This is a genomic window from Candidatus Sphingomonas phytovorans, assembly GCA_029202385.1.
GTDB classification, from domain to species: domain Bacteria; phylum Pseudomonadota; class Alphaproteobacteria; order Sphingomonadales; family Sphingomonadaceae; genus Sphingomonas; species Sphingomonas phytovorans.
This window is the reverse complement of record CP119314.1, coordinates 3339153-3355983: the sequence shown is the minus strand read 5'-3', so window position 1 is coordinate 3355983 and position 16831 is coordinate 3339153. Positions and strand designations below refer to the sequence as shown.

Sequence of the window (16831 nt, the reverse complement as noted above, 5' to 3'; positions counted from 1 at the left end):
TTGGCGACGACGGCACAAGCCAGTAAAGCTTGATGCCGTTGCCGGGCCGTCAGCCCTTTACCGTCTTCACCTTGGTATAGGGCACGAACTCGCCCAGGCCGACAAAGCCAGTCTGGAAGCGCGATGTCCGGTCGACCAGGTTGATCGTGTCCAGGCTGCAGAGCTGCGAGCCAAAGGTTCTGCTCACCAGGATATCGTCGCTGTCCAGGGAGGTCTGCCCCATGCGCGGCCGGTTGACATAGAGCGTACTGCCGGACCGATAGACGATCGCGGTGCCATCATAGATCTGGGACGAGGTGATGTTGCTCAGGGTGATGCAGCTCACGGGCTTGCCCGGGACGCGGCCTTCAAGCGCCTTGGCAAGCTTCGCCTCAGCTTGGCTGTTGTCGCGCGGCGCGGCAGGGGCGGCGGCGCTCATGCCGATCAGGGCGGCGCCGAGGAGCAATGAGGACAGGATACGCATGGTCGACTCTCGCTGATTGACTATGGCGAGGGTCATATCACATCGTTGCTGAACTGAGGATGAGCTACCGGGTCGGCCCCCGTTCAGCTACCGGACCTCAGCTACCCGGCGCGCGGTGATGATCCGGATGGTCGGCGCGAGCATCTGCCCCTTCATCGCGCCTTCGCCCTCGGTGGGAGAAGTGGGGGCCGTGCCGATGCGGCGCACGACGTCCATCCCCTCAACGACATGCCCGAAGGCGGCAAAGCCGAGATTGTCCCCCGGCTGGTCGGGCTTCGCGTCGAGCGAGGAAAGATCGCCGATCGCGATGAAGAAATCCGCGGTCGCGCTGCCCGGCTTGTCGCGCGCCATCGAGATCGCGCCGTCTCTGTTGCTCAGGCCGGTCTGGGTGGTGGGCTCATGCGGGACGGGCGGGAAGAGTTTCCTGGGATCGTTGCGCAGGCCGCCCTGGATCAGCCCCAGCTCAGGCTGGAGCTTCATGGCGCGGTAGAAGGTCGTGCCGTCGAAACGCTTCGTATCGACATATCGAAGGAAGTTCGCCGTGGTCTTGGGCGCGCGGTCCTTTTCCAGCTCGAGCGTGATGGGGCCTTCGCTGGTGGTCAGCACCACGCGGACGGTGGCCGGCGGTGTCGCAGGGAGGATGGGGGCAGAGGGGCTTGCGGTTTGCGCGGTCGCAGTGCCGATGCCGAGCAAGAGGATGGCGAGCGTGGCGAATCGTTTGAGCATGCGATCAGCCTAGAGCGTCGCCATGCGCTCTGCCAACCCGGCGGATGGGGTCCCCGCGCGGACCTGCCGCGCGGGGACTGTCCGTTCAGAACTCGGCGCTTACGCCGAAAGTGAAGGTCCGCCCGCTGGTCGTATAGACCTCGGAACGGTTGGCATTGATATCGGCGAACTGCCGGATCGCCTGGTTGGTCAGGTTGATGCCCTCGGCCACGACGCGGATCTTCGGCGTGATGTTGTAATGCGCCTGGAAGTCGATGTTGTTGGTGCCCTTGATGCCGTCGCCGGTGTTGGCGACATTGCCCGTGTTGATCAGATACTGGCTGCGATAGGCGTCCGACACGCGCACGCCCCAGTCCTTGTCCTCGTAATAGAGGGTGACGTTCGCGGCCCATTTGGACAGGTTGAGCAGCGGCAGGGTCTCGATCCTGATCGTGGTGCCCGAGGTGTAGATCGCCTTCTGGTGCCCGTCGAACCAGGTGCCGTTGGCGACGACGCCGAGATGGTCGAATGGGGCCGGCAGGAAGGTGAAGTCGTGCTGGAACGCCACCTCGATGCCCTTGATGTCGGCGCCGGGGCCATTGACGGGCCGGCTCACATCGTACGGCGTGTTGCCGTCCTGGCCCTGGATCAGCAGCGACAGCGGCAGGCCCGTCTGGCTGTACGGGATCGTCGTGCTGCTCGACGTGATGAAGCTGTCCATGTGCTTGTAGAAGAAGCCTATCGAGGCGAAGCCGGTGCGATCCATGTAATATTCGATCGAGCCCTCCACCGAGGTTGCCTTGTAGGGCTTCAGGAAGGGGTTGCCGAAGGAGGCGCTCCCGCCGTTCGGCCGGGTGGTGAGCGTGCCGGCCGCCGCCAGGTCGCCCAGCGCCGGCCGGTTGACGTTGCGGCTCGCGCTCAGCCGGACCACCACGTCTTTAGCGACGTCGAGCGCGAAATTGGCGGCGGGCAGCCAGCCGCTGCTATTGGTGCCGATCACCACCGGCACGAGCGTATTCACGCCGTTCACCGGTGCAGTGAGATGGCCCGACGAGGTCAGGTCGGTCGAGAAATAGCGCAGGCCGGCATTGCCGCGCAGGCGCATGCCGCCGACATGAGTATCGAGATCGACCTGGGCGAAGCCGCTCCAGGTCTTCTCGTCGACCAGATAGTCGCTGCCGGCCTGCAGGTATTTCGCCGACAGGTCCCGCGGATCGCCGATATAGGCGTACACCCCGTCCACGTTGCCGACGATATAGGGCAGCAGCGAATCCCGCCCAATCACTTCTTTCAGGTTGTTCGGAATCGCCACATTGGCCGGGACGTTGTGGAACACCTTGTTGACATAGATATAGCCGCTGTTGCTGAAATGCTTGAACTCGCCGCCGACCTTGAAGGTCAGCGCATCGGTCGCGCTGTAGGCGGCGGCCAGCTTTCCGTTGGCATATTTGCTGGTGATCCCGTTTTCCTGCACGTCGAGGCGTTGCAACGTCCAGTTGTTGGGGTCGGTCAGGTCCCTTCCATAGGTGTTGACCGGGATGGTCGGCCGGGTGTCGAAGCTGAAGGCCATGTTCTTGGCCTCCATGAACACCTTGTCGAACACAGGCTGGCTGAAGTCGGATTCCTCATAGCCGGCCAGTGCCGTGATCGTCAGGCGATCGGTCACCTTCCAACTCGCATTGGCCACGCCCTGGTAGAAATCGGTGTGGTTCTTGACGATGTGGTGCTCGGAGCGCTGGTCGATGCCGGTATAGCTCGCCGCGCGCAGCGTGTTGCCGTCGATCACCGCTGACTGGATGATCTGGCCGCCATTGACGGTGGCGCCGGTCAGCGCGTTGCTGCCGGCGCTGGCGATGGCATAGTCGTCGCGGTAATCCCAAAGTCGGCCGTAGAGGAAGTCGACATCGATCTTGAACCGGTCGCCGGGATGATATTGCAGCGAGGATGTGACGCCCAGCCGCTTGCGGTCGGTGTACCAGGTCGAAGGCGATTCAGCCTGGGGGGCGACGATAGTGCCCGATTGAAGCAGTTGTGAGGTCGCTGCGTCGATATTGGGGCCGATATTGCCGGGCGCATATTTGACATAGCCCCAGCCCCAGTTGCGATAGCCGTATTCGTTGCTCTTGATCTGGCTGTACGCGACGGAGACGAGTGCGCCGAAATCGCCCCAGTGTCCGGACGCGAGGCCGACGACGCGCGGCGTGATGCCGCTGGTGTTGGTGTTGGTCTGGCCCTTCGCCGAGACGACGAATTTCGAGCCGTTGTAATCGAACGGCTTGGCGGTGGTCAGCCCCACGGTGCCGGCGATGCCGCCCTCGTCCTGTTCGGCTGCGTAGGATTTCTGCACCGACACGCGGTTGAACAGTTCCGACGCGAACAGGCTGTAGTCGAACGAGCGCGACCGGCTGACGCCGCCGCGATTGTCCATGCCCGATGCGGTGTTGCCCAGCACTTCCATGCCGTTGAGCTGGGTACGGGTGAATTCGGCGCCCAGGCCCCTGAGCGCGATCTGGCGGCCTTCGCCTGAATCGCGCGTGATGGTGATGCCGGGAACGCGCTGGAGCGATTCAGCGAGGTTCAGATCGGGAAAGGCGGCGATATCCTGCGCCAGGATATCGTCCTCCGATCCGATCGCACGGCGCTTGAGGTCCTGCGCCCGCGTGAGGCTCTGGCGATAGCCTGACACGATGATATCGGGTGCGACAGAGGTCTCCTGTTCCGGTGCTGCGCCCGCTGCCGAGATATCTGCAATCTCGCGCACGGCGTGCGCGGGGCGGCGGATCGCGGCCGGAGCCGCGGCGACCGGCTTCAGCACAGCCACGCCATCGCTGATCGACGCCGACAGGTTGGTGCCGCGCAGCATCAGGTCGAGTGCTTCACGCACGCTGTGCGCGCCGCGCACGCCGGCGGTGCGGCGCTTCGCGACGACGTCCGGCGCCACGATGACCTGCACGCCCGTCGCACGCGAGAAGCGCGAGATGGCGCTGCGCAGGTCGGATGCACCGATGTCGAACTGCATCTGCCGTGCCAGCGTGCCCTCGACCGGCTTTGCCTGCGCCATGGCCGGCGCGGCAAGCGCCGCCGCCAGCGCGATCAATGAAAGTCCCTTTGTGCGATCCATGATGTTCCTCCGCTCAGGCGTTTGTTCGCCTCGGACGGAGGACGGGGTTCGGGGCCCGGTCCGGACAAAAGAATTTTGTTGCAGTGCAATGACATCGGTATGACGAATGTGAGACTCACTGCTCGGCCGGCGCGAGCCGCAGCCTTTCTCCCTCGGTCACGACCTGAAAGCCGTAGACGGTGCCGATTGCCCGGAGCAATTGCTGTGGTTTATCAAGCTTGAAGCGACCGGATAGCGCGATGCTGCCTAGTGTCGGCGACGGCTCCAGAATCATCGGGCCGCCACGCCGGTTGAGTGCGTCGACCAGGTCGGCGAGACGCATATCGTCGGTGTCGACCCAATCCTGGCGCCAATCCTGTTGCGTCGCGTCAAAGCGCGTCGGCGCATGCGCCACCCCGCCTTCGAAGCGTGAGCGCCAGCCGGCGGGGACTTCGACGCTGTGCGAATCCGAACCGACGCCGCCGAACCGCACGCGCCCGCGATAGACCGCGAGCTTCACCTCGCCCCGGGCCATGTCGACGTCGAACGCGGTGCCCAGCACCTGTGTCGACGACGCGCCGGCGCGGACGATGAACGGCCGGTCCTTCTCATGCGCGACGTCGAAATAGGCCTCGCCCCGATTGAGGGCGACATGGCGCTGTTTCTCGTCGAGCGTGACGTCGAGACTGGTCGCGCCGTTGAGATGGAGAGTCGATCCGTCAGCGAGCGCCACGTCGCGCTGCTCGCCGCGTTGGGTTTCATAATGGGCGACGATCGGCGCTGGGCCGTTGACGAACCAGCCGTTCGACCAGCCCCCCACACCGAGGGCTGCCACCAGCACGACCGCGCCGAAGGTCGCGATGCCCCGACGCCGCGCGCCGCGCATCGCAAGGATGTCGCCGTCGGAAAGACGGCCGAACGAGGCGCTCTGTTCGAGCGCCTCTGTCAGTGCTGGATCGTCGAGCGTCGCCTGGACGTCGGCGGCGAGTGGCGGTGGTGCTGCCGGCGTCGTATCCTCGGCCATCGCCCAGCGGGCGGCATCGCGCAGGGCGGCGCGGCGGCTCATGCCCGGGCCCCGGCGGGCAGCCCGCGCCGTTCGAGCGCCGCGCGCAGATCGGCCAGCGCGCGGCTGCAATGCTTCTCGATCGCCGATACGCTGAGCTGCAGGTCGTTCGCGATCACGGCGGCGGGGATGCCGTCGAGCCGCCGGCGCAGGAACACTTCGCGGCGCAGCGGCGGCATCACCTTGATCGCGCGCACCAGTATTTCCACCCGCTGGCGGTAGTCGATAATCTCTTCGGCGCGGGGCTGGGGACAAGCGATGTCGTCCGCCAGTTCGGCGCTCTGCGGCTGAGCGTGGCGGCGGCGAAGATGATCGAACACCAGGTTGCGCGCGACCGCGAAGCAGAAGGCGCCGACATCGGCCACCGGCCGGGTACGGCGATAGCTGTAGAGCCGGACATAGGTTTCCTGGACGATGTCCTCGCCATCATTACGGTCGCGCAGCCGCCCTTCGACAAAGCGCTGCAACGCCTGGCGAAGATCGATCTCGTCCCGCGCGAGGCCCCGCGCCGTTATAGGCGACAACTCGTTCATCGACTGTGCCCGGCGCGGGCAGGCGGGGCGCGATGGCGCGGCATGCCGGTCATTGGTCGCTCCCGTCCCTGGAATCCACACGAGTCTCGCCCCTCTAGGCGTGCTCCATGACCCGGCGGTGACAGTCGTACGGATGAAATGCAGGTCGTCGCTCAACTGTAACGCGGGCTCCCTAAAGCCGCGTCCTTTGCTGGCGGGAGTGGATGATGCGCAGGGCGATGGTGATGGCGACGATGGCGGCACTCGCCATGACCGGCTCAGCTCCGGCGCGACAGCCCGAGCGGCCCTTGTTCAGCATCGGCGCTATCGCCGACGCGCAATATGCGGTGGAGCCCGACAGCGGCCAGCGCCTCTATCACACCACGCCGGCCAAGCTCGCCGGCGCTGTCGCCGATCTCAACCGGCAACGGCTCGCTTTCGTCGTCCATCTTGGCGACTTCATCGACCGCGACTGGGCAAGCTATGATCTGCTGCTGCCGGTTGCGCGCAAGCTCACGCACCCCTGGCAGTTCGTGCTGGGCAATCACGAATTCTCGATCGACGACGCCCACAAGCTGCTGGTCCCCGCCAAGCTCGGCATGAAGGCGCGCTATCACAGCTTCGTCGAGCATGGCTGGATGTTCATCGTCACCGACGGCAACGATCTCAGCAGCTACGCATGGCCAGAGGGCAGTGCCGAACTCAAGCAGAGCATGGACACCCACGCTGCGCTCTATGCCGACAAGCCGTTATGGGACGGTGGCATCGGCGACGTCCAACTCAGCTGGATTGACGCTCAGCTTGCCGAGGCCGACCGGCGCGGCCTGAAGGCAATGCTCTTCAACCATTTCCCGCTCTATCCCGAGAACCAGCACAACCTCTGGAATGCGCCCGCGGTGATGGCGCTGCTCGAACGCCATCCTTCAGCGAAGATCTGGCTCGACGGCCACAACCATGACGGCAATTACGGCGCCCGTGCCGGCATCCACTATGTCAATCTGAAGGCGATGCTCGACACGGAGGAGACTTCATACGCCCGGCTCGACTTCTTCGCCGACAAGGTGGTGGTGCACGGCACGGGACGACAACAGGATATGACCCTCCCGCTGCGGTGATGCTGGCCGATCCCGATTTCCGTGCTTAGACTGCCTTATGTCAGGTGCCGTGGAGAGGAACCGTCATGCAGATCATCGACCGTGCGCCCATGAAGGGTTCGCTGCGCCCGAGCAATCATCCCTATCTCAACGGCGCCTGGACGCCGCTGCATGAGGAAGTGACGGCGGTCGATCTGGAGGTGATCGAGGGCGCGATCCCGGACGATATCGACGGCGTCTATCTGCGCAATACCGAGAACCAGCTTCACCAGCCACTTGGCCGCTATCATCCCTTCGATGGGGACGGGATGATTCACCAGATCGATTTCCGCAACGGCACCGCCTCGTATCGCAACCGTTTCGTGCGCACCCGCTGCTTTCAGGCTGAGCAGGAAGAGGGCGGGTCGCTCTGGGGTGGGCTGGCCGATCGTGCGGGCACGTCGCTGCGCCCCGGCTTCGGCGCGCATGGATCGCTCAAGGACAGCAGCAGCACCGACATCATCGTCCATGCGGGCAAGGCGATCTCGACCTTCTATCAATGCGGCGAAGGCTATGTGCTCGATCCCGAGACGCTCGAGCAGCACGGCATGGCGCCCTGGGTTCCTCTCGACGGCATCTCGGCGCATCCCAAGGTGGACGACCGCACCGGGGAGCTGATGTTCTTCAATTACTCGAAGCACGCACCCTTCATGCATTACGGCGTGGTCGATCGCGACGGGCGGCTGGCCCATTATATTCCGGTACCGCTGCCGGGCCCGCGCCTGCCGCACGACATGACCTTTTCGGAAAACTGGTCGATCGTGAACGACCTGCCGGTGTTCTGGGATGCCGAGTTGCTCAAGCGCGATATCCACGCCGCGCGCCTGCACGAGGGTGTGCCGGCGCGCTTCGCGTTGATCCCGCGTCGTGGTGGTACCGACGAGATCCGCTGGTTCGCGGCGGCGCCGACCTATGTCCTCCATTTCCTCAACGCCTATGAGGAGGGCGACGAGGTGGTGATGGATGGCTATTTCCAGGAAAATCCGACGCCCGCGCCGCTGGAGAATGCCGACGGCTATGGGCACCTCATGGCCTATGTCGACGAGCACAGCTTCCGTCCGAAGCTCCACCGCTGGCGCTTCAACCTGGCCGACGGCACGACGCGCGAGGAGCGGCTTGACGACCGCATCCTCGAATTCGGCATGATCAACCAGCGTGTGGCGGGGCGGAAGCACCGCTATATCTACTCGACCACGTCGAAACCCGGCTGGTTCCTGTTCAATGGCTTCGTCAAGCACGACCTTGAGACGGGACAATCCTGGGAGGTGATGCTGGAAGCTGGTCGCTATGCCAGCGAAGCCCCGTTTGCACCGCGCAGTAACGCGATCGATGAGGATGATGGTTATCTGGTGAGCTTCGTCATCGATGAGAATCGCGGCACGTCCGAATGCGTGCTGATCGATTGCAAGAAATTCGCTGAAGGCCCGATCTGCCGCATCGCGCTGCCGCACAAGATCTGCAGCGGCACCCATGCGCATTGGGCGGAGCGGGCGGCTTTGAGAGTATCACTCTAAACTCCCTCTCCCCTTGTGGGAGAGGGAAGGGGCCCATCGCTCTTGCGATGGGAAGGGTGAGGGGGACACTCGATTGTCCCGAACCTCATCCCCTCATCCCTCCGTCGCTTCGCTCCTCCCTCCATCTCCCACAAGGGGAGAAGGACTTAAGCCTTCGGCCACCACGGCACGAACCCCGACGTCCGCCGAACATAATCCTGATAGCCGGCCCTTTTGCGTTTCAGCCGCCCCTCGATCGTCGGCACGCCTGACCATCGCATCAGGGTCCAGGTCAGCAACACCGGCCCGGGCAAGGCCCATATCCCCGACCAGCTTTCGGCGGCGATCAGGTAGAGCCCCCACCAGGTCAGCGCATCGCCGAAATAATTGGGATGTCGCGTATAGCGCCATAGCCCCGTCGCCAGCACCTTGCCGGCATTGGCCGGATCGTCGCGGAAGCGAACCAGTTGCCAGTCGCCGACGCTCTCGAACAGGATTCCGCCGATCGCGAAGCTTGCACCGGCCATGCCCAGCAGGCCGACCGGCGGCCCGGCGTCGATCTGCCCAAGCTGCACCGGCAGGCAGACGATGAACAGCAAGGGCGCCTGCGTCGCGAACACCAGCAGCAGCGAGGCACGGGCGAACCCCCAGCCCTTGGCCTCCTCGACCATCGCGAACATCTTGCCATAGCGCCGGTCCGGCCCATGGCGGCGCCAGCGCCAGAGGAGGTAAAGGCCCAGGCGAACGCCCCACACGGCGCACAGCCCGAGCAGCAATGCCTTGCGCGTCGGATCGCCGCCGGTGTGGAGGAAGCTCGCCGCCGCCAGGAACACCATGCCGAGTGCCCAGACGCTGTCGATCGGCGTCACGTCCCGCGTCTTCAGGCAGACCAGCCAGAGCAGGACGAACAGCGCGACCAGCAGGGCCGCGTTGGTGGCGAGCAGGACGATCGCGTTCATGCAGCAGCGCGCTCGACAATGAAGCTCACCGTCGTGGTGGTCGATCCACCGATATTGAGTGTCTGCACGCGCCTCGCTCCGTCGACCTGATAGTCGCCTGCCGCCCCCGTCACCTGCTTCGATGCATCGAGCAGCATCCGAACCCCCGTCGCCCCGACCGGATGGCCGAGGCCGATCAGCCCGCCCGAGGGGTTGACCGGCATCCGCCCGCCAATCTCGATCGACCCGTCCTCGATCGCCTGCCAGGATTCGCCGGGTCCGGTCAGGCCGAGATGGTCGATCGCCATATATTCGGTGGCGGTGAAGCAGTCATGCGTCTCGACCGCGTTGATCGCCGCGATGTCCGTCACTCCGGCCCGTGCCCGTGCGTCGAGGATCGCCCGGCGGACCTGAGGAAAGACATAGGGCTCGCCCTCGCTTGCCCGCACTTTCGCCGCATAGGAAATCGGCGCTGACCGGTGCCCCCAGCCAGTTATTCGCGCCAGGCTCTCAAGCGGCACGCCGCGCTTGCGGGCATAGTCGGCGGCGCGTTCCGGCGAGGCGAGGAACACCACCGCCGCACCGTCCGTCACCTGCCCGCAATCCATTTTCCGCGTGCGGCCCTCGACCACCGGATTGACCTCGTCGTCAGCCGTGAAATGCGCGGGCGTGAAGACATGGTTGCGCGTCTGGGCATTCGGATTGCGCCTGGCATTACCGAAATTGATTTCGGCGATGCGCATCAGATGTTCGTATTTCAGGCCATGCCGCCGGTCATATTCCTCGGCGAGGTCGGAAAAGGCGCGGGGCCAGACGAATTCGGCATCGGCGAACTCATGCCCGTTCCACGCCGCCGCGCCGAGATGCTGCGCGGCTGTCCGTCCGGGTACGTTGCGCATCTGCTCGATTCCGACGACGCAGGCGAGACCATATCGTCCCGCCTCGATCTCGGCCGTCGCCGCAAGCAGCGCGACGCTGCCCGAGGCGCAGGCGGCTTCGTGCCGCGCGGTCGGCAGTCCGTCCCATGCCGGATCGACCAGGCCGAAGAAGCCGCCCAGCAGGCCCTGCCCGGCGAAGAGCTCGGCGGTGAAATTGCCGACATGGCCGGTTTCGATCTCGTCGGCGTCGAGCGCTGCTACCTCAAGCCCGTGCCGGACCGATTCACCAAAGGCATCGGCGATATCGATGCCCTCGCGGTTCCAGTTGCGCGCAAAGTCGCTTTGCCAGCCGCCCAATATATAGGCCAAACATCTTCTCCCTGGCTCTCGCGGCCGAGTGTTGCGCGTTTGCAGGGGAATGGCAATTTGCGGGTGCTGGCGATTATCGCGTGCGGGCGCTCCCGAATTTGTCCGCGCGGCGCTGACCGACCATCAGGCCCCGTTCCAGCCTGGCGCACAATGCCGCGTAATAGTCCGACAGGAACCGGTAATCGTCGCCATCGTCGGGGATGTCAGCCTTGCGCCGGATCGTCGCCGCCACGGTCGCGATCGCGTCGTCGCGCCCGCCCCGGAGCACGTCTTCCAGCGTCTGGAGCTCGTAGATACCGTACAGGCTGAGCGCTGCCTCGCTGAAGCTACGGCGCTGCCGCGAGATTTCTCCGCCCAGATCATCACCAAGCGTACCGCTGGTCGTGCGCACGACCCAGGTCCCCGCGATCAGGTCCCCGACCCGGAGCCGATCGCGATTGAACAGCGGGAAGAACAGGAAGATCCCGCTCCAGCTGAGCGCGAACAGGACAAGGAACCCGTCCGCCTGGCCCTGCGCCGATTGTATCGCCAGGAAGGACAGCGGCAGAAATACCTCGATCTCACGCATGGCGTTGCGCGCCAGCACGGCGCCGCCAGTCAACCGCGCCCCGTCACGCGCCACCACGCGCAGGCCCATCAGCCGCTTGCCCGGCGTCGCGCCCCGGCCGCCCATTTCGAAGAGCGCGAACCAGCCGTTGCGCAGGATGAAGAAGCCGATCATCCACAAGATTTCTAGCGCACTCGACTTGCTGGAGGTGAAGAGCAGGAGGACGATGATGGTGGTCGACATGACCAGCACCGTCAGGATCGCGATGGCATCCAGCATGAACGCCGCGCCGCGTACGCCGGCGCCGCCCAGCTCGAGCTGCAGGTCGACGCCCTCCGGCGTCACGAAATTGCGGCGGAGCGATTTGGGGAGGCGTGGCCCCTTGCGGAAAGGCCAGCGCATCAGGTGCGCCTCGGCAGATAGAAATAGACGAGCCAGCCCGCGAGCATGGCAAGCCCGATCGCATAGCGGGTGATATCCCCCGTTACCGTCTGGCGGCCGATACCCTCCAGCAGGCCGGCGATCGCCAGCATGACCACCGCGCCACCCATGGCGACCGCGCCGGCGCGCCCGGCGTTGACGACGGAATCGCCGCGCGCGAGGCGGCCCGGAAAGGCGATGGCGGTGCCGACGCGGAAACCGGCCGCGCCGGAGAGGATGATCGCGAACATCTCGGTCGTGCCGTGGATCGTCAGCCAGCCGGCGAATTCGAAACCGAGTCCCTTCGACGCGAATACCGCCATCATCGCCCCGAGCATCAGGCCGTTATAGATGATCAGCATCGCTGTCGGCACCGCAAAGGCAAAACCAAGGGCGAAGGAGAAGATCGCGATCTGGGCATTGTGCGTGAACAGGAAGGTCGCGAAGGTCGCGAGCAGCTCCTCCTTGTTGTCGTAGAGCGTCGCCTTCAACGCTGCCGCCGAAGCGGTCGGATCGCGCCCGTTCGCCATGCCGTCGCCGACAATGCCGTAGAACCAGGTCGGGTCGCTGACGACCAGCAGATAGCCGACCACCGCGCCCGCCACGGTCAGCAACAGCGCGATGAGCGTTTCCCGCCACAGGGATTTCACGGCGTGGGGCCAGCCGTGAGCGAAGAAATGGGCAAGCTGGCGCAGCGCCGAGGTCGGGACGCCGTAGATCTGGAAATAGGCGCGGGCGCAGAGTTGCTCGAGATAGGCAACCAGCGACCGGTCGAGCGATGTCTCCCGCGCCACCGACAGGGTCGACAATGCCGAGCGATAGAGCAGGGGCAGGGCAAGCAGGTCGTCGTCGGACAGCGCCCGCACCGACCGCTTCTCGCACCGGGTCACAAGCTGGTCGAGCCGTTCCCAGTCCGCTGAATGCACCTTGCGGAAACGGCTGGCGTTGACCAGCACTGGCTGCGCATCGACAAAGGCCGATGACCGGCCCTGCTTGCGGGTGGTGCCTGGCGAGGTCACAACAGGTTCCTCCGCTTGAGATCGATATAGCCTTCGACGAGCCGCTCGCTGACCTTGTCGTGCTCGCTCTCGATCAGATGCACCCCGAGATGCCGCAACCGCGTCATGACGATCCGGCGGTCCTTGAGCAGCGCCGCCGCGGTCACCGCGCGGGTCACGTCGTCGGCGCTTTGCGGTGCGCGGTCGGCGATCGCCTCGGCTTCCTCGTCGCGCAGCACGACGATCAGCAGCAGATGGGTCTTCACGATCCGCGCGGCGGCGCGAACCAGGAACTCGGCGGTGGTCAGGTCGGTGAATTCGGTGAAGAGGACGATCATCGATCGCCGGTTGAGCTGCGTGGCGAGCGTGGTCAGGGCGAAGGTATAGTTGGTTTCCTCACCGCTATAGTCGATGCCGGCGGCGAGCCGCTGGAGCTCAGCGAAAGAGGCCGTTCCGGAGATCAGGCCGCTGGCGATGCGCGGGCGCGAATCGAAGGAATGGAGTGCGATCCGGTCGCCCAGCTTGAGCGCTACCCATGCCGTCAGCAACATCGCCGAAACGGCACGGTCGATGCGGGGCAGGCCCGCGACCGGCTCGGTCATCTGGCGCCCCGCATCGACTGCGAAGACGATCTGGTTGTTGCGCTCAGTCCGGTATTCCTTGGCGTGCAGCTTCACGTGCCGCGCCGATTGCTTCCAGTCGATCGCCCGCCTGTCCATGCCCGACCGGAATTCGACCAGCGCGTCGAAATCGGCACCGTCGCCGCGATCGATCTGCGCGATCAGGCCTTGCAGGGCGTGCCGCTGGAAGATCTGGGCGCCGCGTTCGCGCACCGGGCGGATATCGGGGATGATCGGGAAGGTCGCGTCAAGCGGCACCTCGCGCTGCTTCCAGGCTAGGCCGAAGGGGCCGCGCCAGCGCAGCCACAATCGGTCGATCCGGCCCAGCCCGCGCCGTACCGCCGTCAGGGGCAGCAGTGCCGCCCCGCGCCCGTTCTCCAGTGCTATCCGTAGCCGTCCATCGTCTTCGACGGCAAGCAGCGGGCCGGTGGCGACCGCGATCTCGGCGGATCGGGGCGGCCTCTCACCGTCAAGCACGACGCTGATTGTCGCATCCACTGTCGCGCCGACGCAGACACTGGGGATGGCTTCAAGCCTTGCGGCACCCTTGCGCGCGCCGGAAAAGGCATCGATCAGGGTAAGGATCAGCACCGCGACCGGCCACGCAAGCCCTGCATACCAGCGCGACGGCAGAAGGACGGCGATCAGCAGCGCGACGGGCGCACCCGCCGCCGCCGCCACGACCGCCGCGCGCGTCGGGTAGATCAACGGGGCGCCTCGATGGCCTCGATGATGCCGAGCAGGACATCCTCGATCGATCGCCCGTCGATCTCGGCCGCCGGCGACAGGATGAGGCGGTGGCGCAGCAGGGCCGGAGCCAGAGCCTTCACATCGTCCGGAAGCACGAAATCACGTCCGTCGATCGCCGCGCGCGCGCGCGCCGCGCCTGCCAGCATGGCGCCGGCGCGCGGGCTCGCGCCGCTTTCCAGGTCGGCCACGTCGCGCGTCGCGCGGATCAGGGCGGTGATATAGTCGATCACCTCGTCGACCAGCCTTATGCCCGCAACCGCCGTGACGGCCGCGTCGATCGTCGCCGCATCCGCGCGCTTTTCCACGCCCCAATCGGCTGGCGTCATTGCCGGGTGCGCGCCGTGCCGTGCCACGATGCGGCGTTCCTCCTCGGCTGAAGGATAATCGACCGCCTGCTTGAACAGGAAACGATCGAGCTGCGCTTCGGGCAGCGGATACACGCCTTGCTGTTCGATCGGGTTCTGCGTCGCGACGACCATGAAACGGTTGCCGAGCGCCAGGCTTTCCCCGTCGATCGTCACGGTGCGTTCCTGCATCGCTTCGAGCAGGGCGGCTTGCGTCTTGGGCGGTGCTCGATTGATTTCGTCGGCCAGCAGCAGATCAGTGAAGATCGGCCCGCGGGTAAGGGTGAAGGTCGATGTTTGGAAATTGAACAGGTTCGCGCCGATGATATCGCCCGGCATGAGATCTGGCGTGAACTGGATTCGTCCGAAATCGAGCCCGATCACTTCGGCGAAGCTGCGCGCAAGCAGGGTCTTGGCGGTACCGGGAGGACCCTCCAGCAGGATGTGGCCGCCGGAGAACAGGGCAACGAGCATCAGGTCGACGCTGGCTTCCTGCCCGACCACCGCCTTGCCGATCTCGACCCGTATCGCTTCCGCGAGCGCGCGCACCTCGTCAGTCGTCACCTGTTCTTCTCCCATAACCATTGATGCAGCGCCTGCGCTGCGGAAAGCACTGAATGCCGGTCGCGCGCGTCCCGCGCGGCCTGGGCCAGGTCGCTGAAGCGTGGCTGGCGTCCAAGCCCGTCGAGGTGGGCGTCGAGGGCGCCGTCGCGCAAATGCGCCGGGGCGCCGAAGATCGTGCTGGCCCGCTCCCGGGTCATGTCGGCATAACGATTGCCGAGCATGGCATAACGGCCGGCCTTTCGGACCAGCGCGGCGGCGTTGTCGATCAGCGCGACCTTGCCGAAGGCGATCGCACGCGCGCGCCGACGCGGCGATCCGAACCGCACCGCGCCCTGCCATGCCGCGAGGAAAACGGCGATGGCGATCGCAAGGGTCATCGCAAGGAAGGGCGGGTCGAAGGCCAGCTTGAGCGGGCTTGGCGAGCGGCCGAAGCCGTTCAGCGTGACGTCGAAATAGATCGATGTCGCCTCGTTTGAGTTCAGCCAGTCGAGCAGATCGAGCGCTGAAGCGGCCTGACGCGCGTCAGCCATCCCGATGTTCGACAGCAGGTCGGGATCGGCGAGGACATAGAGCGGGCGGTCAGTCAGCTTGGCGAGGACGATGCGGCCCTGCGGGTCGGTGACCAGCGGGGTGAGACTGGCACCCGAAATCGTTTGAAGCGGTCTTGGCGCCGTGAAGCGAATGGTCCGCGGGAGCTCGGGCGACGTGACAAGCGGCACGCCTCCGCTCCGGTGGCGGGCGACCTCGATCTCTTCCTTGGGCGCGAGGACACCCCCGGGATCGGAAGACGGCTTCAGACCCTTGTAATGGACCCAGCCGGTCCGTTCCGGGTCTCCTACGGTCTGCCATTTCGGCAGGACGACGAGTGTAACCTTTGCCGATCGCTGGCTGAGTATGGGGAAGAGATTGATTGTACCGGACTCGGGCGTCAGCACCACGAGATCTTCGGTGTCCAGGCGATGGATATCGCGTGCCACCTGGGGATGGCGCCCGGTCGCCTCGGCCAGTCGAACAAGCCCGTTGAAACCGGTCGCGGCGGTCGAAAGGGCATGGCCGCCACCGTTACGTCCCGATCGCAGGTCGGGTGCATAGGCGCCGAGCACCAGCGTGCCGATAAAGCCCAGGATACCGATCGCGAGAATCAATATGACCGTGCGCGCGCTGAACGTGCCGTCCGCGCCCGTTGATCCAATGGCGATGTCGCTCATGCGCGCCAGGTTCCGGGCAGGGCGAAATCCGAATAGGCGGACCGGGCCGTTTCCCAATCCTCCGGCGCGACCGGCCTGCCGCCGAACAGGCTCTTCTCCACCAGGCGCGCGATGCCGGCGAACAGATCGCGGGCCGATGGCGGGATGGCATCGGTCGCGGCAAGCTCGCGACTGGTGAGGGCTGGTCGGACGAGACGTGGCCGGCGACGTGCGATATCCTCGATCGACCGGAACAGCAAATGATGGACGGCCTCGGCATAACGGCCTTGCGCCGCCAGCGCATCGGCCTCGTTCAGCCAGGCGCGGGCCGGGGCGGCTTCGGGCGCCCAGGCTTCTTCGGGCATGTCGACCGAGGTGCTGGTCCTCCGTCGGCGATGCGGCAGGCGCCACTCCCCGTGGCGGATTCGCTGATACGCCATCCATAACAGGGCAGCAGCCGCCACCGCGATCACGGTCCACAGGAAGATGCGGGCATAGGGCGCGTCCGGCATGAAGCTGCTGATCCATTGAAAGAACCGCCCGACGGGACGCAGCACCTCCACCAGCCACTCGCCCAGGCGCCGCAGCCATGCCGGTGGCTCCGGCGGTGGCGGTGCGCGCGTGAGTGAAAACTGAACTGACGGGTCTGCCTTCAGCGCGTCATGGGCGGCGGCGAAGCGCTCGGCGGCGGTTGCCGCCTGCTGCGTGTTACCCCCGCTCACATCTTCCCCCGATCGCAATCAGCCC

15 protein-coding genes are annotated in these 16831 nt (G+C 65.5%); 2 read left to right on the top strand and 13 right to left on the bottom strand.

Going from position 1 to position 16831, the window contains the following annotated elements; translation table 11 throughout:
- Positions 1 to 49 precede the first annotated feature (49 nt).
- The 5 genes from P0Y59_15410 to P0Y59_15390 all read right to left on the bottom strand — a co-directional run bounded on the left by P0Y59_15410 (position 50) and on the right by P0Y59_15390 (position 5864).
- Positions 50 to 463: a hypothetical protein gene (locus P0Y59_15410; GenBank protein WEJ98330.1), complete on the bottom strand. Its 414-nt coding sequence runs from the start codon at positions 461 to 463 to the stop codon at positions 50 to 52.
- Between the two features lie 87 nt (positions 464 to 550).
- Positions 551 to 1189: a peptidylprolyl isomerase gene (locus P0Y59_15405; GenBank protein ID WEJ98329.1), complete on the bottom strand. Its 639-nt coding sequence runs from the start codon at positions 1187 to 1189 to the stop codon at positions 551 to 553.
- An 85-nt stretch (positions 1190 to 1274) separates the two neighbouring features.
- Positions 1275 to 4289 (bottom strand): TonB-dependent receptor, encoded by a 3015-nt coding sequence (locus P0Y59_15400; protein WEJ98328.1) that lies wholly within the window; start codon positions 4287 to 4289, stop codon positions 1275 to 1277.
- A gap of 115 nt (positions 4290 to 4404) precedes the next feature.
- Positions 4405 to 5334: a FecR domain-containing protein gene (locus P0Y59_15395; protein WEJ98327.1), complete on the bottom strand. Its 930-nt coding sequence runs from the start codon at positions 5332 to 5334 to the stop codon at positions 4405 to 4407.
- Complete coding sequence (locus P0Y59_15390; protein ID WEJ98326.1) at positions 5331 to 5864, bottom strand: RNA polymerase sigma factor; 534 nt, start codon at positions 5862 to 5864, stop codon at positions 5331 to 5333. Before P0Y59_15390 ends, P0Y59_15395 begins: the two co-directional genes overlap by 4 nt.
- Positions 5865 to 6070: 206 nt before the next feature.
- Here P0Y59_15390 and P0Y59_15385 point away from each other — a divergent pair, with 206 nt between their 5' ends.
- On the top strand, positions 6071 to 6958 hold the full coding sequence (locus P0Y59_15385; GenBank protein ID WEJ98325.1) for a metallophosphoesterase: 888 nt from the start codon (positions 6071 to 6073) through the stop codon (positions 6956 to 6958).
- 65 nt (positions 6959 to 7023) lie between these two features.
- Positions 7024 to 8490 carry a carotenoid oxygenase family protein gene (locus P0Y59_15380; GenBank protein ID WEJ98324.1) on the top strand — a complete coding sequence of 489 codons (1467 nt, stop codon included), beginning with the start codon at positions 7024 to 7026 and terminating at the stop codon, positions 8488 to 8490.
- A gap of 146 nt (positions 8491 to 8636) precedes the next feature.
- On the opposite strand, the gene P0Y59_15375 is transcribed toward P0Y59_15380, so the two are convergent.
- The 8 genes from P0Y59_15375 to P0Y59_15340 all read right to left on the bottom strand — a co-directional run bounded on the left by P0Y59_15375 (position 8637) and on the right by P0Y59_15340 (position 16806).
- Entirely contained in the window at positions 8637 to 9428 is a 792-nt protein-coding gene (locus P0Y59_15375) for a DUF1295 domain-containing protein (protein WEJ98323.1), read from the bottom strand.
- Positions 9425 to 10654, bottom strand: a complete 1230-nt coding sequence (locus tag P0Y59_15370) for an acetyl-CoA acetyltransferase (protein ID WEJ98322.1) — start codon at positions 10652 to 10654, stop codon at positions 9425 to 9427. The genes P0Y59_15375 and P0Y59_15370 overlap by 4 nt, the downstream gene beginning before the upstream one ends.
- Before the next feature lie 73 nt (positions 10655 to 10727).
- Positions 10728 to 11603 carry an RDD family protein gene (locus P0Y59_15365; protein WEJ98321.1) on the bottom strand — a complete coding sequence of 292 codons (876 nt, stop codon included), beginning with the start codon at positions 11601 to 11603 and terminating at the stop codon, positions 10728 to 10730.
- Positions 11603 to 12640 carry a stage II sporulation protein M gene (locus P0Y59_15360; protein ID WEJ98320.1) on the bottom strand — a complete coding sequence of 346 codons (1038 nt, stop codon included), beginning with the start codon at positions 12638 to 12640 and terminating at the stop codon, positions 11603 to 11605. Before P0Y59_15360 ends, P0Y59_15365 begins: the two co-directional genes overlap by 1 nt.
- Positions 12637 to 13947, bottom strand: coding sequence for a DUF58 domain-containing protein (locus tag P0Y59_15355; GenBank protein WEJ98319.1), 1311 nt, complete (start codon positions 13945 to 13947; stop codon positions 12637 to 12639). Before P0Y59_15355 ends, P0Y59_15360 begins: the two co-directional genes overlap by 4 nt.
- Positions 13944 to 14897 (bottom strand): MoxR family ATPase, encoded by a 954-nt coding sequence (locus tag P0Y59_15350; GenBank protein WEK02591.1) that lies wholly within the window; start codon positions 14895 to 14897, stop codon positions 13944 to 13946. Before P0Y59_15350 ends, P0Y59_15355 begins: the two co-directional genes overlap by 4 nt.
- Positions 14894 to 16105, bottom strand: a complete 1212-nt coding sequence (locus P0Y59_15345) for a hypothetical protein (GenBank protein ID WEJ98318.1) — start codon at positions 16103 to 16105, stop codon at positions 14894 to 14896. The genes P0Y59_15350 and P0Y59_15345 overlap by 4 nt, the downstream gene beginning before the upstream one ends.
- Positions 16102 to 16806, bottom strand: a complete 705-nt coding sequence (locus P0Y59_15340) for a DUF4129 domain-containing protein (protein ID WEJ98317.1) — start codon at positions 16804 to 16806, stop codon at positions 16102 to 16104. Before P0Y59_15340 ends, P0Y59_15345 begins: the two co-directional genes overlap by 4 nt.
- Positions 16807 to 16831: the final 25 nt, after the last annotated feature.

Bases quoted from the DNA above. Each gene is read 5' to 3' on its own strand.
- P0Y59_15410 (WEJ98330.1), bottom strand. From the start codon at position 463: ATGCGTATCCTGTCCTCATTGCTCCTCGGCGCCGCCCTGATCGGCATG.
- P0Y59_15405 (WEJ98329.1), bottom strand. From the start codon at position 1,189: ATGCTCAAACGATTCGCCACGCTCGCCATCCTCTTGCTCGGCATCGGC.
- P0Y59_15400 (WEJ98328.1), bottom strand. From the start codon at position 4,289: ATGGATCGCACAAAGGGACTTTCATTGATCGCGCTGGCGGCGGCGCTT.
- P0Y59_15395 (WEJ98327.1), bottom strand. From the start codon at position 5,334: ATGAGCCGCCGCGCCGCCCTGCGCGATGCCGCCCGCTGGGCGATGGCC.
- P0Y59_15390 (WEJ98326.1), bottom strand. From the start codon at position 5,864: ATGAACGAGTTGTCGCCTATAACGGCGCGGGGCCTCGCGCGGGACGAG.
- P0Y59_15385 (WEJ98325.1), top strand. From the start codon at position 6,071: ATGCGCAGGGCGATGGTGATGGCGACGATGGCGGCACTCGCCATGACC.
- P0Y59_15380 (WEJ98324.1), top strand. From the start codon at position 7,024: ATGCAGATCATCGACCGTGCGCCCATGAAGGGTTCGCTGCGCCCGAGC.
- P0Y59_15375 (WEJ98323.1), bottom strand. From the start codon at position 9,428: ATGAACGCGATCGTCCTGCTCGCCACCAACGCGGCCCTGCTGGTCGCG.
- P0Y59_15365 (WEJ98321.1), bottom strand. From the start codon at position 11,603: ATGCGCTGGCCTTTCCGCAAGGGGCCACGCCTCCCCAAATCGCTCCGC.
- P0Y59_15345 (WEJ98318.1), bottom strand. From the start codon at position 16,105: ATGAGCGACATCGCCATTGGATCAACGGGCGCGGACGGCACGTTCAGC.